Origin of the sequence: Streptomyces viridosporus T7A (genome assembly GCF_008704515.1) — a bacterium.
GTDB classification, from domain to species: Bacteria; Actinomycetota; Actinomycetes; order Streptomycetales; family Streptomycetaceae; genus Streptomyces; species Streptomyces viridosporus.
This window is the reverse complement of the sequence record NZ_CP023700.1, coordinates 3,514,073-3,540,275: the sequence shown is the minus strand read 5'-3', so window position 1 is coordinate 3,540,275 and position 26,203 is coordinate 3,514,073. Positions and strand designations below refer to the sequence as shown.

The following is a 26,203-nucleotide window of genomic DNA, read 5'->3' as shown; positions in this document are numbered from 1 at the left end:
GGCCGACGCGTTGAGGGGCGGTGGCCGGGGGCGGGCGGGCCGGTCCTGCGGGCGACGGCGTGTCAGGCGGTCACGGACCCGGGTGCCGTGCGCGCCTCGCAGTGCGGGGCGGCGGGGGTCTGCCCGGTCGAACGGAGCCGGGACGGGGTGAGCATGGGCATCTCCGTCAGGCCCGGGTAGTAGACGTGCAGGCTGACCGCGGGCTCCAGCGTGTCGTTGACGACCTCGTGGACGTAGCCCGGCGCGAACACGCGCTGCGCCCCCGCCGCCAACGTGCGCGTGCCGCGCCCGGTGCGTTCGGTCAGGGCGCCGTCCAGCACGGTCAGCACGCCGGAGGAGCGGCCGTGGTCGTGGAGTCCGCTGCCCTGCCCGGGCACCCAGGACAGCAGCCAGACCTCGTAGCCGAGGGGGGTCTCCCCCGCCGGGGCGGAGCCGGGAGCCCGGGGGACGGCGCGCAGCCGGTGGTACCAGCGGCTGGTCGCGTCGTACCGCACGAGGTGCTCCCACTGGGAGCGGTCGGCGGCGATGGAGCGGGCCAGGCCGACGAACTCGGCGACGGTGGCCGGGTGCTCGCGGGGGGCCTGGAGCAGGTGGGGGACTTCGAGGATGTCGCCGGCGATCTGCAGGTCGCTGTCGCTGTTCATGGGTGCGGTGGTTCCTCGGCGGAGAAGGGGTGGGGGCGGTGTCTCGCGTCGCGGGCGCCCGGGTCACGGGCGGCGCCGGGGGTGCCCCGGTCGGAGCGGGGAAGCGGGGACCGAGCGAGGGGTGGCTCGGCGGCCGGAGCGGCGGGGTGTCTCCCGCTCGAGGAAGGTCGAGGGGGAGAGGGCTCAACAGCCGGAACAGCAACAGCTACAGCGAGCGCGGGCAGCACCGAGGGACCCGGCGGGGCGGGTCGAGGTGAGCGCCAAGTTCGCGAGCATGCCCATTAGGACACCGGCTCACACCTCCACTGTCAACTTGACGCCCGTTATGTGGGACATGTTTCACCTCATCCGGTTCATCTCCCGGGTGAAAGGTTTGCTCAGGCGGTTCCCGGGACACATGGTGCGCACGGCCGGGCGCACCGGGCGCCGTTGCGATCCCGTGATCGGACTGTGATCCGGTTCGCCCGGACCCGGGTGTCGGAACGGGATCGAAATCCCGGGCGTCCTTCCCGCGGAGGCTCTGCGCGGGTCGGGGGGCCCTGGGGGACCCCCTCCGCGTGTCAAGGTTTAGGGTGATTTGAACACTTTCCGCTCGGCCTTGGTTCCGCAGAGTGAATAAGGGGCCCAATAGCAGATCTCGGCTTGACTCGCCCGGAGCAGCACACTTGTAATTTCACTCGTGTCGTTCAGCCGGTATCGGTAACGGCTACATCACGGGGACGCGAAAGACGGACGAGGGGCGCACATGACCGAGCTGGTGCAGCAACTGCTGGCCGACGACGCGGACGAGGAACTCGGCTGGCAGGAGCGCGCGCTGTGCGCCCAGACCGACCCCGAGTCCTTCTTTCCCGAGAAGGGCGGTTCGACCCGGGAGGCCAAGAAGGTCTGCCTCGCCTGCGAGGTCCGCTCCGAGTGCCTCGAGTACGCCCTCGCCAACGACGAGCGCTTCGGCATCTGGGGCGGCCTGTCCGAGCGCGAGCGCCGCCGGCTGAAGAAGGCCGCCGTCTGACGTACGGCACCTCGCCGCCGTACGCACGTCGACGCCGCACACCTCACCGCCGTACGCACATCACTTCCGCACGTACGTCACTTACGGCCCGTTGCAGGTGGGTTGTCCACAGGCGGCGGGCCGCCGCTTCGGCCAGCCGATAGTGTGGTCGCTCGTCCGCGACGCCCCACCGCCCCCTCCGGGCGCGGGCGTCCCCGCAGTCCACCGAACCGGGGCCCGTACCTCGATGTCCGTGCACACCCACACGGCAGCCCGCCAAGACGCCGCCGCTGCCGCTCCCGAGTTCCCGCGTCACGTGGTGACCGCGGTCCTCGTCTCCCACGACGGCGCCCGCTGGCTGCCCGACGCGCTCGCCGGGCTGCTCGGCCAGGAGCGCCCGGTCCAGTTCGCCATGGGCGCCGACACCGGCAGTGCGGACGACTCCGCCCGGCTGGTCACCGACGCGCTCGGCGAGGACCGGGTGCTGCACCTCGCCCGGCGCACCGGCTTCGGCCAGGCCGTCGAGGAGTGCCACCGCGGCGCCCCCCTCCTCACCCCCGAGGAACTGCCCTACCTGAAGCGGCCGAGCGGCTGGGACCCGGTCACCCGCAGCTGGCGCGACGACGCCTACGACCTGCCCGAACTCCCGCACGGCGAGCCGGTGCAGTGGCTGTGGCTGCTGCACGACGACTGCGCCCCCGCACCCGACGCGCTGGCCCGGATGCTGCGCGTCGTGGAGAACGAGTACGAGCTCGGCCGCGACGACGTGGCCGTCGTCGGCCCCAAGCTCCGCGGCTGGTACGACCGCCGGCAACTGCTGGAGGTCGGCGTCTCCATCGCCAACTCCGGGCGCCGCTGGACCGGTCTGGACCGCCGCGAGCAGGACCAGGGCCAGCACGACCACGTCCGGCCCGTGCTGTCGGTGTCCACCGCCGGCATGCTCGTCCGCCGCGACGTCTTCGAGGAGCTCGGCGGGTTCGACCGCCACCTGCCCCTCATGCGCGACGACGTCGACCTGTGCTGGCGCGCCCACTCGGCCGGCTACCGGGTCCTCGTCGCCCCCGACGCGGTCGTCCGGCACGCCGAGGCGGCCTCCCGCGAGCGCCGCACCGTCGACTGCGTGGGCCGCACCTCCGCCTCCCCGCACAAGGTGGACAAGGCGGGCGCCGTCTACACCCTGCTCGTCAACACCCGTACCGCCGCGCTGCCCTGGGTGCTGCTGCGCCTGGTCCTCGGCACCCTGCTGCGCACCCTCGCCTACCTCGTCGGCAAGGTCCCCGGGCAGGCCGTCGACGAGATCCGCGGCCTCATGGGCACCCTGCTGCGGCCCGAACGGATCCTCGCCGGACGGCGCCACCGCGGCAGCCCGCGGATCGACAAGGGCGAACTGCGGGCCCTGCTCCCGCCGCCCGGCGCGACCGTCCGCGTCACCGTCGAACAGATCGCGAGCAACCTCGTGGGCCGCTCCGACCCCGAGGCCGCCTCCGGCGCCGGGCGGCACGGCGGCGCCATCGAGTCCGGGCCCGGCGGCGACGACGCCGACTTCCTGGAGGTCGAGCAGTTCGCCCGGCTCAAGCGCATCGCCCGCCGGCCCGGCCCGGTGCTCTTCCTGGTGCTGCTGCTCGCCTCCCTCGCGGCCTGCCGCGCCCTCCTCGGCGGCGGCGCGCTCGCCGGCGGTGCCCTGCTGCCCGTGCCCGCGGACTCCGGTGAGCTGTGGGCGCGCTACACCGACGCCTGGCACACGGTGGGCGCCGGCGGCACCGGATCCGCGCCGCCCTACCTCGCCGTCGTGGCGGCCTTCGCCTCCCTGCTGCTCGGCTCGACCGGCCTCGCCGTCACGATCCTGCTCGTCTGCTCGGTGCCGCTGGCCGGCATCACCGCGTACTTCGCCTCCCGCCCGCTCGTGGAGTCCCGGCTGCTGCGCGCGTGGGCGGCCGTCGCCTACGCCTTCCTGCCCGCCGCCACCGGCGCCCTGGCCGGCGGCCGCGTCGGCACCGCCGTCCTCGCCGTGCTGCTGCCCCTCGTCGCCCGCGCGGGCATCGCCGCGAGCGGCCTGGCGAACCCCGACGGCGCCCGCGGAAGCTGGCGCGCCACCTGGGCGTACGCGCTGCTGCTCACCGTGACCACCGCGTTCACCCCGATCGTGTGGCCCGTCGCCCTGGTCCTCGGCCTCGGCGTGCTGGCCCTGCGCCGGACCGACATCACGGCGTACGCGCTGCGCTTCCTGGCCCAGCTGGGCGCGCCGATGCTCGTCCTCGCCCCCTGGTCGTTCTCCCTCCTCCCCTTCGGCTTCTTCCGGGAAGCCGGCCTGGAGCACGGCCCCTCCGCCGCCTCCGCCCTCGACCTGCTCGGCGCGAGCCCGGGCGGCCCCGGCACGGTCGGCGGCCTGCTGCTCGTCGGCCTGGTGCTCGCCGCCCTCGCCGCCCTGCTCCGCGCCGAGCGGCGGACGGCCATCCTCACCGCCTGGACGGCCGCCCTGGTGGGCCTCGTCTTCGCGGTCCTGTCCAACGCCTCCGCCTGGGCCGGCCCCGCGACCCTCGTCTACGGCATCGCCGTCCTGGCCGCCGCCGCGCTCGGTGCCGACGGGGCACGCGCGCGGGTCGCCGAGCAGAGCTTCGGCTGGCGCCAGCCGGTCGCCGTGCTGATCGCCCTCGCCTGCGCCGTCGGCCCGCTGCTGGCCGCCGCGGGCTGGGTGATCCGCGGCGCCGACGGGCCCGTGGAGCGGCGCGACCCCGCCCAGGTGCCCGCGTTCGTCGCCGAGGAGAGCGCCACCCGCGACCAGGCCCGCACCCTCGTCCTCGACAGCGACTCCACCGCCCGCGTCCGCTACATGCTGGTCCGCGGCTCCGGCACCCGCATGGGCGACGCCGAGATCGCCGCGGTGGACGGCGGGAACACCCGGCTCGACAAGGTCGTCGCCAACCTCGTCGCCGGCTCCGGCGCCGACCAGGCCGACCAGCTCGGCGGGTTCGCCGTGCGCTACGTCCTGGTCCACCAGGGCGCCCCCCGTGAGGTCTCCCGCGTCCTGGACGCCACCCCCGGCCTGACCCGGCTCAGCCAGCAGGCGGGCGGCGCGCTGTGGCGGGTCGACCGGGAGGTCGCCCGCGCGAGCATCGTCCCCGCCCAGGGCGCCGGGGGCGAGCCGCGGCCCGTCGCCGCCGGTCCCGTCGAGATCCACACCGAGATCCCGGCCGGCGGCGAGGGCCGGATCCTCCGCCTCGCCGACTCCGCCGCGGAGGGCTGGACCGCCACCCTGGACGGCAGGCCGCTGTCCCGCACCACCGTCGACGGCTGGGCCCAGGGCTTCGAACTCCCCGCCTCCGGCGGCAGGCTGGACGTCACCTACGACACCCCGGTCACCCACACCGCCTGGCTGTGGGCCCAGGGCCTGCTCGCCGTCGTCCTCGTCGTCATGGCCCTGCCCGGCCGCCGCCGCGACGTCGACGACGACCTCCCCGAGGAGCCCGCCGTCCCCGCCGAGGCGCTCGCCGGCGAGGGACGCCGCGCCCGCCGCCTGCGCGCCCAGGCCGAGGCCGAAGCCGAAACCGAGGCCACCGCCGAAGAGGCGGGCGGCGACGAGGAGTTCCCCGCCCTGCCGGAGCAGCACCCGGCGCCGGTTCCGCACCAGCCCGACTACGGCGCGTGGGACACCGCGGCCTACGCGGACGCCGGACCCGGCACCGCCCACACCGGCGAGCAGTACCAGCAGTACGCGACGGACGCCTACGGCACGCCGTACCAGGACGCCCCCTACCAGGACGGCCCGTACGACCCGTACGCCTACGGCGCCCAGCCCCAGCAGACGCCGTACGACCAGACGTACGGACAGGGCTACGACCAGACCTACGCGCAGGGTTACGACACGCCGTACGACCCCCACGGCACGGGCAGTGAGCGTCCCGACGGGAGCCAGCAGTGAACCGCACCACCCTGTCCCTGATCGCGGCGGCCACCGCGCTCGCCGCCGTCACCGGCTTCGCCGCGCTGTCCGCACCGGACCCCGCGGCCACCGGCGACACCGCCGAGGCGGCGGCCCACCTGCCCGTGGAACGCACGAGCCTGCTGTGCCCGCCGCCCAGCACCTCCGACCTCGCCGAGACCACGTACACGTCCTTCACACCGGTCACGAAGGGCACGGAGAACAAGGGCGGGGCCGAACTCCGGGCGGCGGAGCGGTCGGAGACCGGGCCGGACGACGAGCAGGACGCCGGGGACGCCGAGGGCGACGAGAGCACCGAGGGCACCGAGAGCGACAAGGACGGCGAGGACGGCAAGAGCGACGAGGGCGGCAAGGGGGGCAAGGGCGGCAAGCCCGAGGACCCCGTCCTCGCGCCCGGGGAGCCCGGCAAGCCGGCCACCGGGGACACCAGCGGAGGCGAGGCGCCCGCGCTCGTCGGCACCGCCGACGGCCGCTTCGCGCCCGGCTGGACCGTGCAGCAGACGACCGAGGTCGCCGCGGGCACGGGCCGGGGCCTGCAGGGCGTCACCTGCACCGCGCCGGACACCGAGTTCTGGTTCCCGGGCGCCAGCACCGACGCCGACCGCACCGACTACGTCCACCTGACCAACCCCGGCGACTCGGCCGCGGTGGTGGACGTCGAGCTCTACGGCGAGGACGGTGCCCTCGAGACGACGGTGGGGGAGGGCATCACGGTCGGGCCGCACGCCACCGAGCCGATCCTGCTGTCCACGCTCACCGAGGAGGAGCAGACCGACGTGACCGTGCACGTCGTCGTCCGCAGCGGCCGGGTCGGCGCGGCCGTACAGGCCCTGGACGCGGAGCTGGGCGGCGACTGGCTGGCCGCGTCGACCGATCCCGCGGGCAGCCTGGTCCTGCCCGGCATTCCGAAGGACGCCACCGCCGTCCGCCTGGTCGCCTTCGCCCCCGGCGACGCCGACGCCGACCTTAAGGTGCGCCTCGCCTCCCCCTCCGGCCTGATCACCCCCGCCGGTCAGGAGACGCTCCGGGTGAAGGGCGGCATGACGGCGGCCGTCGACCTGGGCGACCTCACGCGCGGCGAGGCGGGCTCCCTGGTCCTGACGCCCACGAACGGCGCCGTGCCGGTCGTGGCGGCCGTGCGCGTGCTGCGCGGCGAGGGCGACGCCCGGGAGTCGGCGTTCATCCCGGCCGCGCGACCGGTCGGCACCCGCGCGACGTCCGCCGGCAACACCGCCGAGGGGACGACCCTCTCGGTGACCGCCCCCGAGGGCACCGCCCGGATCAAGGTCACCGCCTCGGCGGGCACCGAGGGCGGCACGCCGGCGTCCAAGACGTACACGATCAAGTCCGGCACCACGCAGAACATCGACCTCCCCGTGCCGGACGGCCTGAAGGGCACCTACGCCCTCACGATCGAGCCCCAGTCGGACACCCCCGTCTACGCCTCCCGGACCCTCACGGCGACGCAGGACGACGTCCCGGCCTTCACCGTCCAGACCCTCCCGGACGACCGCGGCACGGTGGCGGTGCCGAAGGCGGAGGAGGACCTGTCGGTCCTGCAGAGGTGACCGGCGGGCGGGGCGCGGCAGGCGTGCGTACGGCAGCCGCGTCCCGCCCGCCGTCAGTCCTCCCCGTACCGGGGGTCCACGGTCTCCGGCGTCAGCCCGAGCAGGTCCGCCACCTGCTCGACCACGACCTCGTGGACGAGCGCCGCCCGCTCGTCGCGCCCCTTGGTGCGGATCTCGACCGGCCGGCGGTAGACCACCACCCGCGCGGGACGCCCCTCGCGCGCGGGCGCCGTCCCGCCCAGGGGCACCGCCTCGTCGCTCCAGCCCAGCCCGGCCCCGTCCAGCCGCGGCACCTCCAGCACGAGGAAATCGATGTCGGCGAGCTGCGGCCACCGCCGCTCCAGCCGCTCCACGGAGTCCTGCACCAGGTCCGCGAACGTCTCCGCGCGGCTGGCGGCGAGCGGCACCTGGGGCGGTGCGATCGGGCCGCGCATGCCCCGACCGTGGCGATCACGGCGTCGGGGCCCGGGGGCGGCGGCACGGGGTGTCACGGGGCTGTCCATCACTGTGCAGGGTAGTCGGCGCCGGCCCCACCCGCCCGGTCCCCACGCGCCTTCGGGCCGTACCGCACGGCGTGTCAGTACCTGACCGTTCCAGCCAAGGTTGGGCTCGATTCCGTATCTCTCCAGGACCGGTGATCTCAAGCCGTTTGACAGTGTTTGTACCAACTGGTGACCGGAATCAGAATCGTCCGGCGTCCCGGACGGGGCGTCGGAGCAGGTCGGCAAGGTAGGCCCAAAAGGGTATGTGGGACGTTTCACGCCACGACACGGTGGAGTGACCTGGGGGAGAGTCGTCGCGGCCCGCTCAAGAGTGCGGTACCGTCCAACATCGTGAGCCCTGTACGTCGCTGTTCGCGCACCGCTTGCGGCCGTCCCGCCGTCGCGACGCTGACGTACGTCTACGCCGACTCGACCGCGGTCCTCGGCCCGCTCGCCACCTACGCCGAACCCCACTGCTACGACCTGTGCGCCGAGCACTCCGAGCGCCTCACCGCGCCGCGCGGCTGGGAGGTCGTCCGCCTCCTCGACGGCTCGGCCCCGGCCCAGCCCAGCGGGGACGACCTGGAAGCGCTGGCGAACGCCGTGCGCGAGGCGGCCCGGCCCCAGGAGCGGGCGGCGGGAGCCGCCGGCGGAGGGCGTGCCGCCGATCCCATGGAGGTCGCACGCCGCGGCCACCTGAGGGTGCTCCGCTCGCCGGACAACTGACGGCGCCGCTCCCTCCTCCCTTCCCCCTTTTCCTCCGCCTCCTCTCCCCTCTCCGGTTTCCCCGCCGTCCCCGCCTTCTCTGTCTTCTCCGCCTTCTCCGCCTTCTCCGTTCTCCTCCGCCCGCACACCGGGCACGGCATCCCCATTGACGCGAACTTGTCGCGGACACGACCATTCCTCCCAGGGTTGTGAGAAATCGCTTTCGCATGGCGGAATCCGGGAGGCGTCCGTGTACGTCCAGCAACTGGAACCCGTAGCCGGCTCACTGGGCCTCTCCGCCCTCGTGGCGGCCCTGCCCCTCGTGGTCGTCCTGGCCCTGCTCGGCGGGGTCCGCATGAAGGCGCACCTGGCGGGCCTGATCGGCCTGCTGGGCGCCGTCCTCGTGGCCTGGCTCGTCTACGGCATGCCGCTGGGCCAGACGGTTTCCGGCGCCGCCCAGGGAGCCGTCTTCGGCCTCTTCCCGATCCTGTGGATCGTCGTGAACGCCCTGTGGGTGTACCGGATGACCGTCCGCACCCGGCACTTCGACATCCTGCGCCGCTCCTTCGGCCGGCTCTCCGACGATCCGCGGATCCAGGCGCTGGTCGTCGCCTTCTGCTTCGGCGCGCTGCTGGAGGCGCTCGCCGGCTTCGGGGCGCCCGTCGCGATCTCCGCCGTGATGCTCGTGGCACTCGGCTTCGATCCGGTGCGCGCCGCCGTCGTCGCGCTGGTCGCCAACACCGCGCCGGTGGCCTTCGGGGCCATGGGCACGCCGGTCGTCACGCTCGCACAGGTCACCGGGCTGCCCCTGGACTCCGTGGCGTCCGTGGTCGGCCGCCAGACCCCGCTGCTGGCCCTCGTGGTGCCGCTGGCGCTGGTCTGGCTGGTGGACGGCCGGCGCGGGCTGCGGGACACCTGGGTGCCCGCGCTGGTCTGCGGAGCCGCCTTCGCCGTCGCCCAGTTCGCCGCGTCCAACTACGTCTCCGCGCAACTCGCCGACATCGGCGCCGCCCTGGCCGGCGCGGGCGCCCTGGTCGCGGTGCCCCGCGCGCGCGTGTCCGCCCCCGAGGCCGTGCGCGCCTGCGTGCTGACCGGTGCGCGCAGCGGGGAACTGGACGAGGAGGACCCGCGCGGGGAGGTCCTGCGCGCCTACGCCCCCTACGCGCTGATCGTGGCGGTCTTCTCCGTCGCGCAGGTCCCGGCGGTCAAGGACCGGCTCGCCGACGCCACCCAGACCTACGACTGGCCGTTCCTGGACGTCGCCGGACCGGGCGGGGAGCCCGTCGGCGGCAACGTGTTCACCTGGCCGATCGTCTCCACCGGCGGCACCCTCGTCCTGTTCGCCGGGGTGTGCACGGCGGCCGTGATCGGCCTGCACGCGCGCGTGGCGGTCGGGGAGTGGCTGGCGACGGTGCGCGAACTGCGGTTCGCGATCCTCACGGTGACCTCCGTGCTGGCGCTCGCCTACGTGATGAACCTCTCCGGCCAGGCGGCCACGATCGGCCACTTCGTGGCGGCGGCGGGGGCCGGACTCGCGTTCCTGTCACCGGTGCTGGGCTGGTTCGGTGTCGCGGTGACCGGATCGGACACCTCCGCCAACGCCCTCTTCGGAGCCCTCCAGGTGACCGCCGCACGGCAGTCCGGGCTGTCACCGGAGCTGCTCGCCTCGGCGAACAGCTCCGGCGGTGTCCTCGGCAAGATGATCTCGCCGCAGAACCTCACCATCGCCTGCGCGGCCGTCGGACTGGCGGGCCGTGAGGGGGACCTGCTGCGCAAGGTGCTGCCCTGGAGCCTCGGCCTGCTGCTGGTGATGTGCCTGATCGTGGTGGGGCAGAGCACGGCGGCGCTCGGCTGGATGCTGCCGTGACCCGTGCTTCGTAGCCCGTGTTCCGTGCCCCGTGAGCCCCGACCCGTGACCGGCCCGATGCCTCCGCCGGGCCCCCGTCCGGTGGTCCCGGTGGAGCGTCATCCCCTGCGGGGGGCTACGGGTAGTTTGTGGGGACCGACAGGACTTCCGGAAGGGTTGGCCGTGGCTGCTGATCTGTCTCAGATCGTGAAGGCGTACGACGTGCGCGGGGTCGTTCCCGACCAGTGGGACGAGTCCCTGGCCGAGCTCTTCGGCGCCGCCTTCGTCCGGGTGACCGGCGCGGACGCGATCGTCACCGGGCACGACATGCGGCCCTCCTCCCCGGGCCTGTCGGGCGCCTTCGCCCGCGGTGCGGCGGCCCAGGGCGCCGACGTGACCGAGATCGGCCTGTGCTCCACCGACCAGCTCTACTACGCCTCGGGCGCGCTGGACCTGCCGGGCGCGATGTTCACCGCCTCCCACAACCCGGCGCGGTACAACGGCATCAAGCTGTGCCGCGCGGGCGCCGCCCCGGTCGGCCAGGACACCGGTCTGGCCGAGATCCGCGAACTCGTCGAGCGGTGGAGCGAGTCGGGCGCCCCGGAGCCGGCGGCCACGACGGGGACGGTCACCCGGCGCGACACGCTGGACGACTACGCGGCACACCTGCGCTCGCTCGTCGACCTGACCTCCGTCCGCCCCCTGAAGGTCGTCGTCGACGCGGGCAACGGCATGGGCGGGCACACCGTCCCGACGGTCTTCGCCGGCCTGCCGCTCACCCTCGTCCCGATGTACTTCGAACTCGACGGCACCTTCCCCCACCACGAGGCCAACCCCCTCGACCCGGCCAACCTCGTCGACCTGCAGAAGCGGGTCCGCGAGGAGGACGCCGACCTCGGTCTCGCCTTCGACGGCGACGCCGACCGCTGCTTCGTCGTCGACGAGCGGGGCGAGCCGGTCCCCCCGTCCGCGATCACCGCTCTGGTGGCCTCCCGCGAGCTGGCCAGGAACGGCGGCAGGGGCACGGTCATCCACAACCTGATCACCTCCTGGTCGGTGCCCGAGGTCGTGCGGGAGAACGGCGGCACCCCCGCCCGCACCCGCGTGGGCCACTCCTTCATCAAGGCCGAGATGGCGAGGACCGGCGCCCTCTTCGGCGGCGAGCACTCCGCGCACTACTACTTCCGCGACTTCTGGAACGCCGACACGGGCATGCTGGCCGCCCTGCACGTCCTCGCCGCCCTCGGCGGCCAGCAGGGCACCCTGTCCGCCCTGGTCGCCCAGTACGACCGCTACGCCGGCTCGGGCGAGATCAACTCCACCGTCGACGACCAGACCGCCCGCCTCGCCGCGATCCGGGCCGCGTACGAGGGCCGCGAGGGCGTCACCCTGGACGAACTGGACGGCCTCACCGTCACGTCCGCCGACTGGTGGTTCAACGTCCGCCCCTCCAACACCGAACCGCTCCTCCGCCTGAACGCGGAGGCCCGCGACGAGGCGACGATGGCCAGGGTGCGCGACGAGGCCCTGGCGATCATCCGGGGCTGAGACCGGGCGGGACTGAGAACGTGCGGGGCCGGGACCGTCCGGGGCGGGAGCGCGGTCCGCCCCGCACGGGCCGGCCCGGCGTACCGGCCGCCGCCCCGCGGTGGCGTGAGCACCCGTCCCCCCTCCCGGAAGCGGTTCAGGGCTCAACATCCACAGCCCGCCCGTCCCGCGCCCACCGGCGGTACCCTGACCAGGCACATCCGCATACGCCCGCCCCCGAAGGGAACCCCCATGGCGCTCGAAGCCGGCCTCCTGGAGATCCTCGCCTGCCCGGCCTGCCACTCCCCCCTCGAAGAGCAGGACACCGAGCTCGTCTGCACCGGCCAGGACTGCGGTCTGGCGTACCCGGTCCGCGACGGCATCCCCGTCCTCCTCGTCGACGAGGCCCGCCGCCCCGCGTAACCGACGATCCGGCGACCCGGCGCACCAGCGACCCGGCGCCGCGACCCGACGCCACGCCGACCGGAGGCTGCCGCCCATGCTCGACGAACCGCTGCTCGACTCACCCGAGGGCCTCGCCGAGGCCGACCACCGCGCCCTGCTCCGCGGCGCCGCCGAAGCGGGCGCCCGCGTCCGCACGGCCGTCCGACACGCCGCCGAGGCCGGCGTCCACGACCTCGTACCGGACGGCCGCCCCCGCGCCGTCCTCATCGCGGGACCCGGCGCCGCCGCCACCCAGGCCGCCGACCTCCTCGGCACCCTGGCCGGCTCCGGCAGCCCCGTCACCCGGCTCGCGCCGACCGGCGTCGCGCCCGCCGCGGGAGCACTGCGCTGGGAGCTGCCCGGCTGGGCCGGCTCCGTGGACCTGCTGCTGATCGCCACCCCCGACGGCACCGAACCGGGCCTGGCCCTGCTCTCCGAGCAGGCGTACCGCCGCGGCTGCACCGTCGTCGCCGTGGCGCCCGCCCGCACCCCGCTCGCCGAGGCCGTGAACGGCTCCCACGGCCTGTTCGTCCCCATGGCCACCGCGCCCTACGACCAGGACGAACCCCTCGCCGCGGCCGCCCCCGGGGTCCTGTGGTCGCTGCTCACCCCGTTGCTCGCGCTGCTGGACCGCACCGGCCTGCTCACCGCCCCGCCGGACGCCCTGGACAAGGTCGCCGACCGCCTCGACCGCATCGCCGAACGCTGCGGCCCGGCCATCGCGACCTACAGCAACCCGGCCAAGACGCTGGCCGCGGAACTCGCCGACGCGCTGCCCATCGTGTGGACCGAGGGCGTCTCGGCCGGCCCGGCCGGCCGCCGCTTCGCCGCCGCGCTCGCCGAACTGTCCGGCATCCCCGCCGTCGTCGCCGAACTCCCCGAGGCACTCGCCGCGCACAGCGCCCTGCTCGCCGGCCCGCTCGCCGCCAGCGCGGACCCGGACGACTTCTTCCGCGACCGGGTCGAGGAACCGCCCGCCCTGCACGCGCGCGTGGTGCTGCTCCGCGACCGCCCCATCGGCGGCCTCACCGCCGCCCCGGCCGCCCGTGACCTGGCCCTCAGCCACGACACGCCGATCAGCGAGCTGGAGCCGGAGGAGGGCGGCGAACTGGAGACCCTCGCGGAACTGATCGCCGTCACGGATTTCGCCGCCGTTTACCTGGCGCTCGCTTCCAGAACCTGATCATGCCCAGGACGCACTGTCCTCCCTGGCGCGCGTACGCACGAGACACGGCAGAAGGAACACAGAGAGCCCCATGGACCGCCTCGACAACACCATCCGCCCCTACGCCTGGGGTTCCACCACCGCCATCCCGCGGCTGCTCGGCACCGAGCCGACCGGCGAGCCGCAGGCGGAGATGTGGATGGGTGCCCACCCCGGGGCTCCCTCGCGCACCGCGCGCGGCACGCTGGCCGAGGTCATCGACGCCGACCCGGAGAAGGAGCTCGGCGCGGCGTCGGTCGCGAAGTTCGGCCCGCACCTGCCCTTCCTCCTCAAGCTCCTCGGCGCCGGAGCCCCGCTCTCCCTCCAGGTCCACCCCGACCTGGACCAGGCGAAGGAGGGCTACGCGGACGAGGAGCGCCGCGGCGTCCCCGCCGACGCCCCGCACCGCAACTACCGGGACGCCAACCACAAGCCGGAACTGGTCTGCGCCCTCACCGAGTTCGACGGGCTGTGCGGCTTCCGCGACCCGCTGCGCACCGCCGAACTCCTCGACGGCCTCGGCGTGGACTCCCTCAAGCCGTACGTCGACCTGCTGCACGCCCGCCCCGAGGACGCCGCCCTGCGCGAGGTCCTCACCGCGATCCTCACCGCCGACCCCGAGGAGACGGCGCACACCGTCACGGAGGTGGCCGCCGCCTGCGACCGCCTCGGCGGCGCGTACGCCCCCTACGCCGACATAGCCCACCACTACCCGGGCGACCCCGGCGTCCTCGCCGCGATGCTCCTCAACCACGTCCGGCTCCAGCCCGGCGAGGCGCTCTTCCTCGGCGCCGGCGTCCCGCACGCCTACCTCAACGGTCTCAGTGTCGAGATCATGGCCAACTCCGACAACGTCCTGCGCTGCGGGCTGACCCCCAAGCACGTCGACGTCCCCGAACTCCTGCGCATCGTCCGCTTCGAGGCCGGCGACCCCGGCGTCCTGCGCCCGGAGGCCAACCCGGACGGCGAGGAGGTCTACGAGACCCCCACCGACGAGTTCCGCCTCTCCCGCTACGTCCTCCCCGCGGGCGGCGCCACCCACGACCTGACCCTGACCACCCCGCAGGTCCTGCTCTGCACGGCCGGTTCGGTCCGCGCGGGCGAGCACGAGCTGTCCCCGGGCACCTCCGTGTTCGTCCCCGCGGGTGAAAAGGCCGAAGTGGCGGGTACCGGAACGCTGTTCAGGGCCACGGTCGTCGCCTGACCGTCGCATGCGACAACCCGGCACGCCGTGCCCGACCGGGCTGCAACAATGGCCCACCGTCAAAGGACGGACACGGGCCCGGACGTACGCACGCGCACGTCCGGGCCCGGAAACGGCGTACGAAGGGACCACGCGAACACATGAGCGCGTCAGGCGGCACCAAGGCGATCGTGGCGGCACTCGTCGCCAACCTCGCGATCGCGGTAGCGAAGTTCGTGGCGTTCCTCTTCAGCGGCTCCTCGTCGATGCTCGCCGAGTCCGTGCACTCGGTCGCCGACTCCGGCAACCAGGCCCTGCTGCTGGTCGGCGGCAAGAAGGCACAGCGCCGGGCCACCCCGCAGCACCCCTTCGGCTACGGCCGCGAGCGCTACATCTACGCCTTCCTCGTCTCCATCGTGCTCTTCTCGCTCGGCGGCATGTTCGCCCTCTACGAGGGCTACGAGAAGATCAAGAACCCGCACGAGCTGACGCACTGGTACTGGCCGGTCGGCGTCCTGGTCTTCGCGATCATCGCCGAGTCCTTCTCCTTCCGCACCGCCATCAAGGAGTCCAACGCCCTGCGCGGCCGCCGCTCCTGGAAGGAGTTCGTCCGCCACTCCAAGGCCCCCGAACTGCCGGTCGTCCTCCTGGAGGACCTCGGTGCGCTCGTCGGTCTGATCCTCGCCCTCGGCGGTGTCGGCCTCGCCCTGCTCACCGGTGACAGCGTCTGGGACGGCATCGGCACCCTCTGCATCGGCATCCTGCTCATCCTGATCGCCCTGGTCCTCGCCGCCGAGACGAAGTCCCTGCTGCTCGGTGAGGCAGCGGGCGCCGAGGAGACCCGGAAGATCGAGGCCGCCGTCGTCGACGGAGACACCGTCACCCGCATCATCCACATGCGCACCCTCCACCTCGGCCCGGAGGAGCTGCTGGTCGCCGCGAAGATCGCGGTGCGGCACGAGGACACGGCCGCGGAGATCGCCACCGCCATCGACGCCGCCGAGTCCCGCATCCGCGAGGCCGTCCCGATCGCCCGCGTGATCTACCTCGAGCCCGACATCTACAGCGAGACCGAAGCCGTCAAGGGAGCCGACCCCGAAGCCACCCCCGGCGGCCCCGCGCCGCACGACGCCGGACACTGAGCCCGGCACGCACCGCCCGCCCGCGAACGAAGCCGCCGGACCGGTCACCGGAGGCACGGCGCCCGCCAGGTCGGCCCGATGTGTTCGCGGGCGGACTGGGGGAGGCCGGGTCGGGCGGTGTAGCTTGGGACGGAGCCAGACGTCGCTGCTGATGGCGGTCGGGCGGTCCCACCGCGGACCGGCCGAGGGAGAGAGGGCCTCCGACGGACTGCGCTGCGCGCACGCGGGCATGACCGTGTCCTCTTCCGGGCACTCCTGTGTCCGCCGCCGCGCAGACCAGCCGTACCCACCTCGCCCCCGACACCGAGGAGCAGCTCGCAATGACGACTGTCGACAACCGACAGGACTTCAAGGTCGCCGACCTCTCCCTGGCCGAGTTCGGCCGCAAGGAGATCACCCTCGCCGAGCACGAGATGCCCGGCCTGATGGCGATCCGCAAGGAGTACGCCGACGCCCAGCCCCTGGCCGGCGCCCGCATCACCGGCTCCCTGCACATGACCGTGCAGACCGCCGTCCTGATCGAGACCCTGGTCGCCCTGGGCGCGCGGGTCCGCTGGGCGTCCTGCAACATCTTCTCCACCCAGGACCACGCCGCGGCCGCCATCGCCGTCGGCCCGAACGGCACGCCCGACAACCCGCAGGGCGTCCCGGTCTTCGCCTGGAAGGGCGAGACCCTCGAGGAGTACTGGTGGTGCACGGAGCAGGCGCTGACCTGGCCGGACAGCCCCACCGGCGGCCCCAACATGATCCTGGACGACGGCGGTGACGCCACCCTGCTGGTCCACAACGGCGTCCAGTACGAGAAGGACGGCAAGGTCCCCTCGCCCGACACCGCCGAGTCCGACGAGCACCGCGTCATCCTCGAGCTGCTCACCCGCACCCTGGGCGAGAACCCGCAGAAGTGGACCCAGCTCTCCTCCGAGATCCGCGGTGTCACCGAGGAGACCACGACCGGTGTCCACCGCCTGTACGAGATGCAGCGCGACGGCACCCTCCTGTTCCCGGCGATCAACGTCAACGACGCCGTCACCAAGTCGAAGTTCGACAACAAGTACGGCTGCCGGCACTCCCTGATCGACGGCATCAACCGCGCCACCGACGTGCTGATCGGCGGCAAGACCGCGGTCGTGTGCGGCTACGGCGACGTGGGCAAGGGCTGCGCGGAGTCCCTGCGCGGACAGGGCGCCCGCGTCATCGTCACCGAGATCGACCCGATCTGCGCCCTGCAGGCGGCGATGGACGGCTACCAGGTCACGACGCTGGACGAGGTCGTCGAGACGGCCGACATCTTCATCACCACCACCGGCAACAAGGACATCATCATGGCCTCCGACATGGCCAGGATGAAGCACCAGGCGATCGTCGGGAACATCGGTCACTTCGACAACGAGATCGACATGGCCGGCCTCGCCAAGATCCCCGGCATCGTCAAGGACGAGGTCAAGCCGCAGGTCCACACCTGGACCTTCCCCGACGGCAAGAAGATCATCGTCCTGTCCGAGGGCCGCCTGCTGAACCTGGGCAACGCCACCGGCCACCCGTCGTTCGTGATGTCCAACTCCTTCGCGGACCAGACCCTGGCCCAGATCGAGCTGTTCACCAAGCCCGACGCCTACCCGATCGGTGTCTACGTGCTGCCCAAGCACCTCGACGAGAAGGTCGCCCGCCTCCACCTCGACGCGCTCGGCGTGAAGCTGACCACGCTCCGCCCGGAGCAGGCCGAGTACATCGGTGTGAAGGTCGAGGGCCCGTTCAAGCCGGACCACTACCGCTACTGAGCCCACGCTCCCACCGAGCGAGCGCGTCCGTGCACCGACGCGCTCCCCGGCAGCAGGTCCTCCGAAGCAGGCCCCCGCACCCCCGTGCCGGGGGCCTGCCCCGTTGGCGGACCGGCGACCGGCCGGCCCAGCCCGTCACGACCCAGGACCCCCATGCCCCGCGGCCGATATGCGCTCCACGATCCGCACGATCACACCCCCCTCGCAGAAGAGCACTTCCACTGCGCCCTCGGCCCCTCCGGCTGGCGCTACGTCTCCCAGCTCACCGCCCCCTCCGGCGATCACCTGGGCTCGGTCGACCTCGCCCTCGACGAACTGGGCCGCCCCCTCCGCCTCGAACTCCACGCCGCGAGCTGGCAGGTCCGCGGCGCCGCCCTCGACGGCGTCACCTGGGTCCGCACGGACCCCACCGGGGCCCACGCCACCGAAGGCAATGTGCGCGCCCACGCCTTCACCGGCTCGTCCCCCGCGTTCCTCGTCGCCACCACCCGTCTTCTGCGCCTCACCCCCTCGGCACCGGCCACCCGCGTACGCCTCGTCGCCTTCACGGACCCGGTCCTCGCCCCGCGCACCGTGGACCAGTCCTGGCAACTGGTGGAAAGAGAAGCACACGCCACTGACAACGGCCCCCTGACCGTGGACGCATACCAGGTCACAGCCCTGGACACAGGCGAACAGCACACCGTGCACATCGCCGGGGACGTGGTCCTGGCCGCCCCCGGCATCGAGTTGGAGGACCTCGCGTCACCCCCGTCGGTCTTCGACTGAGCGGCGTGCCCGGCGCGACCTACGACGGCGGTGCGAACCCCGTCGAGGGACGATCGGCCGGCGCCGCCTCCCGCGGCGTGCCGGTCCGCTGCCCACCGGCCGGCGCGTCCCCGTCCTCCGCGGCGGAACGCACCGACGGCGTCCCGGGCGGCACGGCCCGCGGGTCCGCCGACGGATCCGCCGACGGGACGGTCGGTCGTACATCCGGCGGCACGACCGCGGGGGGACGAGCGGGCAGGGGGCGGCTCTCCGCCGGAGCGGCGGTGCCGGCGTGACCGCCGCCCGCGGCCGCCCCGTTCCCGAAGGCCCGCCGGGCCTCCCGGGCCTGCCGCTCCTGCAGCACCGCCGCCAGATACGCGGCCGGCGGCACCCCCGGGGGCACCGGCGCCCCCGTACGCTCCGCCAGGTCCGCTGCCAGCCGCTCCGCCATCGCCCAGCCGACCTGCGGGTCCAGCTGCCGCATCCGCGTCAGGTACTGCCGGACGGCGAGCCACAGGCCGTCGGGCACCGCCGACAGATCGAGCCCCGAGAACCGCCCGGCCAGCCACGGGGGCGGCGGCGGCACAAAACCGTCCTGTCCGACCGGCACCCGTTCCCGCACGACCAGAGTCCCCGCGAACACGTCCCCGAGCCGCCGGCCACGCGCCGACACCAGGGAGGCGATGCAGGCCACGACCCCGAACGTCATCAGGATCTCGATCACACCGATCAGACCCCGCACCAACGCGTGCCGGAACCGGATCGGCCCCCCGTCGTCCCGCACCACCCGGAGCCCGCACGCCAGCTTCCCGAGCGACCGCCCGTGACTGAGCGTCTCGACCGCGATCGGCCCGCCCACCAGCACGAGGACGAACACCGCGATCGTTATCGCCGTCTGCGCCGCCTGGTCCAGGGAAGCCGTGGAGGCCACCAGGGCGATGGTCACGACGATGTAGACCGCCACGGCCGCCGCCAGGTCGAGCAGCACGGCCAGGGCCCTGCTGGGCAGCCTCGCGGGGCGCAGTTCCAACGCCACCGCCTCGCCCGTCACCAGCTCACTCACACCCGCCGCCCTTTCCTGGCCTGCCCCGAACACCGCCAGTCTGCCAAGCTGAGGACACATCGCACCGCAGTACGACGAGCCGATCAAGCAGATCATCGATTCAGCAGCCGAGGAGCAGGCACACCGATGGACCTCGACGTCTTCGTCTCCGCCCACCGTGCGGAGTGGGACCGCCTCGACGCCCTGCTCCGGCGGCAGCGCCGCCTCACGGGCGCGGAGGCCGACGAACTCGTCGTCCTCTACCAGCGCACCGCCACCCACCTCTCCCTGATCCAGTCGGCCGCGCCGGATCCCCAGCTGACCGGCCGGCTCAGCCAGCTGGTGGCCCGTGCGCGGAGCGCGGTCACGGGCGCCCGGCGCGCATCCTGGCGGGACGCCACCCGCTTCTTCACCCACGGCTTCCCGGCGGCCGTCTACAAGTCACGTCACTGGTGGGTGCCCACGGCCCTCCTCTCCACAGCCGTCGCGGCACTGCTCGGCTGGTGGATAAGCACCCACCCCGAAGTACAGGCGTCCATCGCGGCACCGGGCGAACTGCGCGAGCTCACCCGCCCCGGCGGCCAGTACGAGACGTACTACTCGAGCCACCCCGCGACCTCCTTCGCCGCCCAGGTCTGGACGAACAACGCGTGGGCCGCCGCCCTCTGCCTGATCCTGGGCGTCTTCCTGGGGCTACCGGTCCTCTGGATCCTCTTCCAGAACATGCTCAACCTGGGTGTCGGCTTCGGCCTGATGTCCTCCGCCGGCCGCCTCGACACCTTCCTCGGCCTCGTGCTGCCCCATGGCCTCCTCGAACTGACCGCGGTCTTCGTCGCCGCGGGAACCGGTCTCCGCCTCGGCTGGACCGTCATCGACCCGGGCCCCCGCACCCGCCGCACGGCGCTCGCGGAAGAGGGGCGAGCAGCCCTGGCCATGGCGATCGGCCTCGCCGTGGTGCTCTTCGTCTCCGGCGCGATCGAAGGCTTCGTCACGCCCTCGGGCCTGCCCACCTGGGCACGCATCACCATCGGAGTCGCTGCCGAGCTGGCCTTCCTGGCCTACGTCTACGTCCTGGGCGGACGTGCGGCGCGCGCCGGGGAGACCGGCGACCTGGAGGCAGCCGAGCGCAGTGCCACGGTCCCGACGGCGGCCTGATGTGCACGGCGGTCCGTTCAGCTGCTAGTCTCCTCTTCGCCCCACGGGAGCCGTTGACACGGAAGCTGTGGGGAGGTAGATTCGAACAGTTGCCTGGAGATGGGGTCTGACCCTGAAGGCGACAGTGACATCTATCCGCTTCTCGAGACACCGATTTCGAAGAAGCACCCTCCCGATGAATCGGAAACGAAGGCCGGTCAATCCGCCCTGAAACTTCTGATAAAGTCGGGTTCGCCGGAAAGGGAAACGCGGAAGCGGGACCCCGGAAAGCACCGAGGAAATCGGATCGGAAAGATCTGATAGAGTCGGAAGCGCAAGACCGAAGGGAAGCGCCCGGAGGAAAGCCCGGAGGGGTGAGTACGAAGGAAGCGTCCGTTCCTTGAGAACTCAACAGCGTGCCAAAAGTCAACGCCAGATATGTTGATACCCCGTCCATCCGGTCTTCGGATGGTCGAGGTTCCTTTGAAGAAACACAGCGAGGACGCTGTGAACGCCGGGACTATTCCTCCCGGCGTTCCGCTCCCGTGTTGTGTGCGCCCCGATTCACGGGGAGACATTCACGGAGAGTTTGATCCTGGCTCAGGACGAACGCTGGCGGCGTGCTTAACACATGCAAGTCGAACGATGAACCACCTTCGGGTGGGGATTAGTGGCGAACGGGTGAGTAACACGTGGGCAATCTGCCCTGCACTTCGGGACAAGCCCTGGAAACGGGGTCTAATACCGGATACGACGCGCTCGGGCATCCGATGCGCGTGGAAAGCTCCGGCGGTGCAGGATGGGCCCGCGGCCTATCAGCTGGTTGGTGAGGTAACGGCTCACCAAGGCGACGACGGGTAGCCGGCCTGAGAGGGCGACCGGCCACACTGGGACTGAGACACGGCCCAGACTCCTACGGGAGGCAGCAGTGGGGAATATTGCACAATGGGCGCAAGCCTGATGCAGCGACGCCGCGTGAGGGATGACGGCCTTCGGGTTGTAAACCTCTTTCAGCAGGGAAGAAGCGCAAGTGACGGTACCTGCAGAAGAAGCGCCGGCTAACTACGTGCCAGCAGCCGCGGTAATACGTAGGGCGCGAGCGTTGTCCGGAATTATTGGGCGTAAAGAGCTCGTAGGCGGCCTGTCGCGTCGGTTGTGAAAGCCCGGGGCTCAACCCCGGGTCTGCAGTCGATACGGGCAGGCTAGAGTTCGGTAGGGGAGATCGGAATTCCTGGTGTAGCGGTGAAATGCGCAGATATCAGGAGGAACACCGGTGGCGAAGGCGGATCTCTGGGCCGACACTGACGCTGAGGAGCGAAAGCGTGGGGAGCGAACAGGATTAGATACCCTGGTAGTCCACGCCGTAAACGGTGGGCACTAGGTGTGGGCGACATTCCACGTCGTCCGTGCCGCAGCTAACGCATTAAGTGCCCCGCCTGGGGAGTACGGCCGCAAGGCTAAAACTCAAAGGAATTGACGGGGGCCCGCACAAGCGGCGGAGCATGTGGCTTAATTCGACGCAACGCGAAGAACCTTACCAAGGCTTGACATACGCCGGAAAACCGTGGAGACACGGTCCCCCTTGTGGCCGGTGTACAGGTGGTGCATGGCTGTCGTCAGCTCGTGTCGTGAGATGTTGGGTTAAGTCCCGCAACGAGCGCAACCCTTGTCCCGTGTTGCCAGCAGGCCCCTCCGGGGGTGCTGGGGACTCACGGGAGACCGCCGGGGTCAACTCGGAGGAAGGTGGGGACGACGTCAAGTCATCATGCCCCTTATGTCTTGGGCTGCACACGTGCTACAATGGCCGGTACAATGAGCTGCGATACCGCGAGGTGGAGCGAATCTCAAAAAGCCGGTCTCAGTTCGGATTGGGGTCTGCAACTCGACCCCATGAAGTCGGAGTCGCTAGTAATCGCAGATCAGCACTGCTGCGGTGAATACGTTCCCGGGCCTTGTACACACCGCCCGTCACGTCACGAAAGTCGGTAACACCCGAAGCCGGTGGCCCAACCCCCCTGGGGAGGGAGCCGTCGAAGGTGGGACTGGCGATTGGGACGAAGTCGTAACAAGGTAGCCGTACCGGAAGGTGCGGCTGGATCACCTCCTTTCTAAGGAGCACTTCTCACCGCGTCCCTGCGGGATCGCGGTCAGAGGCCAGTCCATCGGCGCACGTCCGATGCTGGTGGCTCATGGGTGGAACGTTGACTACTCGGCACACTCGACCGCTTGTCTTCCCAGTACTGCTTCGGCGTGGAACGGAACGACGGGGGCGGGGGTGTCGGGCACGCTGTTGGGTGTCTGAGGGCACGGCCGCCAGGCCGGGTCTTCGGTCGCCGGCCCCGGTGCAGCGCCGCGTGAGCGGTGTGTGACGGGTGGCTGGTCGTTGTTTGAGAACTGCACAGTGGACGCGAGCATCTGTGGCCAAGTTTTTAAGGGCGCACGGTGGATGCCTTGGCACCAGGAACCGATGAAGGACGTGGGAGGCCACGATAGGCCCCGGGGAGCCGTCAACCAGGCTGTGATCCGGGGGTGTCCGAATGGGGAAACCCGGCAGTCGTCATGGGCTGTCACCCGCTGCTGAACACATAGGCAGTGCGGAGGGAACGCGGGGAAGTGAAACATCTCAGTACCCGCAGGAAGAGAAAACAACCGTGATTCCGGGAGTAGTGGCGAGCGAAACCGGACGAGGCCAAACCGCAGGCGTGTGAGACCCGGCAGGGGTTGCGCATGCGGGGTTGTGGGATCTCTCTTCCACGGTCTGCCGGCCGTGGGACGAGTCAGAAACCGTTGGCGTAGGCGAAGGACATGCGAAAGGTCCGGCGCAGAGGGTAAGACCCCCGTAGCCGAAACGTCAGCGGCTCGTTGGAGAGACACCCAAGTAGCACGGGGCCCGAGAAATCCCGTGTGAATCCGGCGGGACCACCCGCCAAGCCTAAATATTCCCTGGTGACCGATAGCGGAGAGTACCGTGAGGGAATGGTGAAAAGTACCCCGGGAGGGGAGTGAAATAGTACCTGAAACCGTGTGCCTACAAGCCGTGGGAGCGTCGGAACGAGGCTTGCCTCGTTCTCGTGACTGCGTGCCTTTTGAAGAATGAGCCTGCGAGTTTGCGGTGTGTTGCGAGGTTAACCCGGGTGGGGAAGCCGTAGCGAAAGCGAGTCCGAACAGGGCGGTTTCAGTAGCACGCTCAAGACCCGAAGCGGAGTGATCTAGCCATGGGCAGGTTGAAGCGGAGGTAAGACTTCGTGGAGGACCGAACCCACCAGGGTTGAAAACCTGGGGGATGACCTGTGGTTAGGGGTGAAAGGCCAATCAAACTCCGTGATAGCTGGTTCTCCCCGAAATGCATTTAGGTGCAGCGTCGTGTGTTTCTTGCCGGAGGTAGAGCACTGGATAGGCGATGGGCCCTACCGGGTTACTGACCTTAGCCAAACTCCGAATGCCGGCAAGTGAGAGCGCGGCAGTGAGACCGTGGGGGATAAGCTCCATGGTCGAGAGGGAAACAGCCCAGAGCATCGACTAAGGCCCCCAAGCGTACGCTAAGTGGGAAAGGATGTGGAGTCGCAGAGACAACCAGGAGGTTGGCTTAGAAGCAGCCACCCTTGAAAGAGTGCGTAATAGCTCACTGGTCTAGTGATTCCGCGCCGACAATGTAGCGGGGCTCAAGCGTACCGCCGAAGTCGTGTCATTGCGATATGTACCCCCAACGGGGATCGTGATGGGTAGGGGAGCGTCGTGTGCCGGGTGAAGCAGCCGCGGAAGCGAGTTGTGGACGGTTCACGAGTGAGAATGCAGGCATGAGTAGCGATTCACACGTGAGAAACGTGTGCGCCGATTGACTAAGGGTTCCTGGGTCAAGCTGATCTGCCCAGGGTAAGTCGGGACCTAAGGCGAGGCCGACAGGCGTAGTCGATGGACAACCGGTTGATATTCCGGTACCCGCGGTGCAGCGCCAGACACCGAATCCAGTGATGCTAAGCCCGTGAAGCCGCCGGCCGAGTCTTCGGACGAGGCCGGAGTGGTGGAGCCGGTGACCCGAGCTGGTAGTAGGTGAGTGATGGGGTGACGCAGGAAGGCAGTCCAGCCCGGGCGGTGGTTGTCCCGGGGTAAGGGTGTAGGACGTCAGGTAGGCAAATCCGCCTGGCACATCGTCTGAGACCCGATGCCGAGCCGATTGCGGCGAAGTGGATGATCCTATGCTGTCGAGAAAAGCCTCTAGCGAGTTGCACGGCGGCCCGTACCCGAAACCGACTCAGGTGGTCAGGTAGAGAATACCGAGGCGTTCGGGTGAACTATGGTTAAGGAACTCGGCAAAATGCCCCCGTAACTTCGGGAGAAGGGGGGCCATCACTGGTGATCCGGCTTTGCCCGGTGAGCTGGGGGTGGCCGCAGAGACCAGCGAGAAGCGACTGTTTACTAAAAACACAGGTCCGTGCGAAGCCGTAAGGCGAGGTATACGGACTGACGCCTGCCCGGTGCTGGAACGTTAAGGGGACCGGTCAGCTTGGATTCGTCCAGGCGAAGCTGAGAACTTAAGCGCCAGTAAACGGCGGTGGTAACTATAACCATCCTAAGGTAGCGAAATTCCTTGTCGGGTAAGTTCCGACCTGCACGAATGGCGTAACGACTTCTCGACTGTCTCAACCATAGGCCCGGTGAAATTGCACTACGAGTAAAGATGCTCGTTTCGCGCAGCAGGACGGAAAGACCCCGGGACCTTTACTACAGTTTGATATTGGTGTTCGGTTCGGCTTGTGTAGGATAGCTGGGAGACTGTGAAGCGGCCACGCCAGTGGTCGTGGAGTCGTCGTTGAAATACCAGTCTGGTCGTGCTGGATGTCTAACCTGGGTCCGTGATCCGGATCAGGGACAGTGTCTGATGGGTAGTTTAACTGGGGCGGTTGCCTCCTAAAGGGTAACGGAGGCGCCCAAAGGTTCCCTCAGCCTGGTTGGCAATCAGGTGGTGAGTGTAAGTGCACAAGGGAGCTTGACTGTGAGACCGACGGGTCGAGCAGGGACGAAAGTCGGGACTAGTGATCCGGCGGTGGCTTGTGGAAGCGCCGTCGCTCAACGGATAAAAGGTACCCCGGGGATAACAGGCTGATCTTCCCCAAGAGTCCATATCGACGGGATGGTTTGGCACCTCGATGTCGGCTCGTCGCATCCTGGGGCTGGAGTCGGTCCCAAGGGTTGGGCTGTTCGCCCATTAAAGCGGTACGCGAGCTGGGTTTAGAACGTCGTGAGACAGTTCGGTCCCTATCCGCTGTGCGCGCAGGAGTCTTGAGAAGGGCTGTCCCTAGTACGAGAGGACCGGGACGGACGAACCTCTGGTGTGCCAGTTGTCCTGCCAAGGGCATGGCTGGTTGGCTACGTTCGGGAGGGATAACCGCTGAAAGCATCTAAGCGGGAAGCCTGCTTCGAGATGAGGACTCCCACCCACTTGATGGGGTAAGGCTCCCAGCAGACGACTGGGTTGATAGGCCGGATCTGGAAGCACGGTAACGTGTGGAGGTGACCGGTACTAATAGGCCGAGGGCTTGTCCTCAGCTGCTCGCGTCCACTGTGTTGGTTCTGAAACCACGAACAGCCAACGGTTGTTGATTGTTTCATAGTGTTTCGGTGGTCATAGCGTAGGGGAAACGCCCGGTTACATTCCGAACCCGGAAGCTAAGCCCTACCGCGCCGATGGTACTGCAGGGGGGACCCTGTGGGAGAGTAGGACGCCGCCGAACAATTCTTGAGAAAAAGGGAAACCCCGCACCGGATGGTGCGGGGTTTCCTGCGTTTGTGGGGCCTTTCCGCCCTTCCCTCACCACCCTCCCTCCACCA

The 26,203-nt window shown here is 70.6% G+C and carries 16 protein-coding genes and 3 rRNA genes; 16 read left to right on the top strand and 3 right to left on the bottom strand.

What is annotated here, in order from left to right:
• Positions 1 to 62: 62 nt before the first annotated feature.
• A complete protein-coding gene (locus CP969_RS16315; RefSeq protein WP_016825969.1) occupies positions 63 to 644 on the bottom strand; it encodes a cysteine dioxygenase in 582 nt (193 codons plus the stop codon).
• 745 nt (positions 645 to 1,389) lie between these two features.
• Between CP969_RS16315 and CP969_RS16305 the strand changes: the two genes are divergently transcribed.
• From CP969_RS16305 to CP969_RS16295, 3 genes are all read left to right on the top strand, one after another.
• Positions 1,390 to 1,653: a WhiB family transcriptional regulator gene (locus CP969_RS16305; protein ID WP_004987249.1), complete on the top strand. Its 264-nt coding sequence runs from the start codon at positions 1,390 to 1,392 to the stop codon at positions 1,651 to 1,653.
• 226 nt (positions 1,654 to 1,879) lie between these two features.
• On the top strand, positions 1,880 to 5,551 hold the full coding sequence (locus tag CP969_RS16300) for a glycosyltransferase family 2 protein (RefSeq protein ID WP_078495405.1): 3,672 nt from the start codon (positions 1,880 to 1,882) through the stop codon (positions 5,549 to 5,551).
• On the top strand, positions 5,548 to 7,140 hold the full coding sequence (locus CP969_RS16295) for a DUF5719 family protein (protein WP_016825972.1): 1,593 nt from the start codon (positions 5,548 to 5,550) through the stop codon (positions 7,138 to 7,140). The genes CP969_RS16300 and CP969_RS16295 overlap by 4 nt, the downstream gene beginning before the upstream one ends.
• Before the next feature lie 53 nt (positions 7,141 to 7,193).
• Here CP969_RS16295 and CP969_RS16290 read toward each other — a convergent pair whose 3' ends face one another.
• Positions 7,194 to 7,643 carry a metallopeptidase family protein gene (locus CP969_RS16290; protein WP_078495406.1) on the bottom strand — a complete coding sequence of 150 codons (450 nt, stop codon included), beginning with the start codon at positions 7,641 to 7,643 and terminating at the stop codon, positions 7,194 to 7,196.
• 279 nt (positions 7,644 to 7,922) lie between these two features.
• Here CP969_RS16290 and CP969_RS16285 point away from each other — a divergent pair, with 279 nt between their 5' ends.
• From CP969_RS16285 to CP969_RS16245, 9 genes are all read left to right on the top strand, one after another.
• Positions 7,923 to 8,348, top strand: coding sequence for a DUF3499 domain-containing protein (locus tag CP969_RS16285; RefSeq protein ID WP_004987254.1), 426 nt, complete (start codon positions 7,923 to 7,925; stop codon positions 8,346 to 8,348).
• A 229-nt stretch (positions 8,349 to 8,577) separates the two neighbouring features.
• Positions 8,578 to 10,194 (top strand): L-lactate permease, encoded by a 1,617-nt coding sequence (locus CP969_RS16280; RefSeq protein WP_016825975.1) that lies wholly within the window; start codon positions 8,578 to 8,580, stop codon positions 10,192 to 10,194.
• 162 nt (positions 10,195 to 10,356) lie between these two features.
• Entirely contained in the window at positions 10,357 to 11,721 is a 1,365-nt protein-coding gene (locus CP969_RS16275; RefSeq protein ID WP_004987257.1) for a phosphomannomutase/phosphoglucomutase, read from the top strand.
• A gap of 231 nt (positions 11,722 to 11,952) precedes the next feature.
• Positions 11,953 to 12,123 carry a Trm112 family protein gene (locus CP969_RS16270; protein WP_004987263.1) on the top strand — a complete coding sequence of 57 codons (171 nt, stop codon included), beginning with the start codon at positions 11,953 to 11,955 and terminating at the stop codon, positions 12,121 to 12,123.
• Between the two features lie 76 nt (positions 12,124 to 12,199).
• On the top strand, positions 12,200 to 13,327 hold the full coding sequence (locus tag CP969_RS16265; protein ID WP_004987264.1) for an SIS domain-containing protein: 1,128 nt from the start codon (positions 12,200 to 12,202) through the stop codon (positions 13,325 to 13,327).
• A 73-nt stretch (positions 13,328 to 13,400) separates the two neighbouring features.
• Entirely contained in the window at positions 13,401 to 14,552 is a 1,152-nt protein-coding gene (gene manA / locus CP969_RS16260; RefSeq protein ID WP_016825979.1) for a mannose-6-phosphate isomerase, class I, read from the top strand.
• Positions 14,553 to 14,692: 140 nt separating this feature from the next.
• Positions 14,693 to 15,673, top strand: coding sequence for a cation diffusion facilitator family transporter (locus CP969_RS16255; RefSeq protein WP_004987267.1), 981 nt, complete (start codon positions 14,693 to 14,695; stop codon positions 15,671 to 15,673).
• 320 nt (positions 15,674 to 15,993) lie between these two features.
• A complete protein-coding gene (gene ahcY / locus CP969_RS16250; RefSeq protein WP_004987269.1) occupies positions 15,994 to 17,451 on the top strand; it encodes an adenosylhomocysteinase in 1,458 nt (485 codons plus the stop codon).
• A gap of 153 nt (positions 17,452 to 17,604) precedes the next feature.
• On the top strand, positions 17,605 to 18,219 hold the full coding sequence (locus tag CP969_RS16245; RefSeq protein ID WP_016825981.1) for a hypothetical protein: 615 nt from the start codon (positions 17,605 to 17,607) through the stop codon (positions 18,217 to 18,219).
• 19 nt (positions 18,220 to 18,238) lie between these two features.
• On the opposite strand, the gene CP969_RS16240 is transcribed toward CP969_RS16245, so the two are convergent.
• Complete coding sequence (locus CP969_RS16240; protein WP_016825982.1) at positions 18,239 to 19,261, bottom strand: RDD family protein; 1,023 nt, start codon at positions 19,259 to 19,261, stop codon at positions 18,239 to 18,241.
• Between the two features lie 126 nt (positions 19,262 to 19,387).
• On the opposite strand from CP969_RS16240, the gene CP969_RS16235 reads away from it, so the two are divergent.
• The 4 genes from CP969_RS16235 to rrf all read left to right on the top strand — a co-directional run bounded on the left by CP969_RS16235 (position 19,388) and on the right by rrf (position 26,106).
• Complete coding sequence (locus CP969_RS16235; RefSeq protein ID WP_004987276.1) at positions 19,388 to 20,395, top strand: stage II sporulation protein M; 1,008 nt, start codon at positions 19,388 to 19,390, stop codon at positions 20,393 to 20,395.
• Between the two features lie 556 nt (positions 20,396 to 20,951).
• Positions 20,952 to 22,482 (top strand): 16S ribosomal RNA (locus CP969_RS16225).
• 311 nt (positions 22,483 to 22,793) lie between these two features.
• Positions 22,794 to 25,919 (top strand): 23S ribosomal RNA (locus tag CP969_RS16220).
• A 70-nt stretch (positions 25,920 to 25,989) separates the two neighbouring features.
• Positions 25,990 to 26,106, top strand: a 5S ribosomal RNA gene (rrf, locus tag CP969_RS16215).
• Together the 16S, 23S and 5S rRNA genes form the textbook arrangement of a ribosomal RNA operon.
• Positions 26,107 to 26,203: the final 97 nt, after the last annotated feature.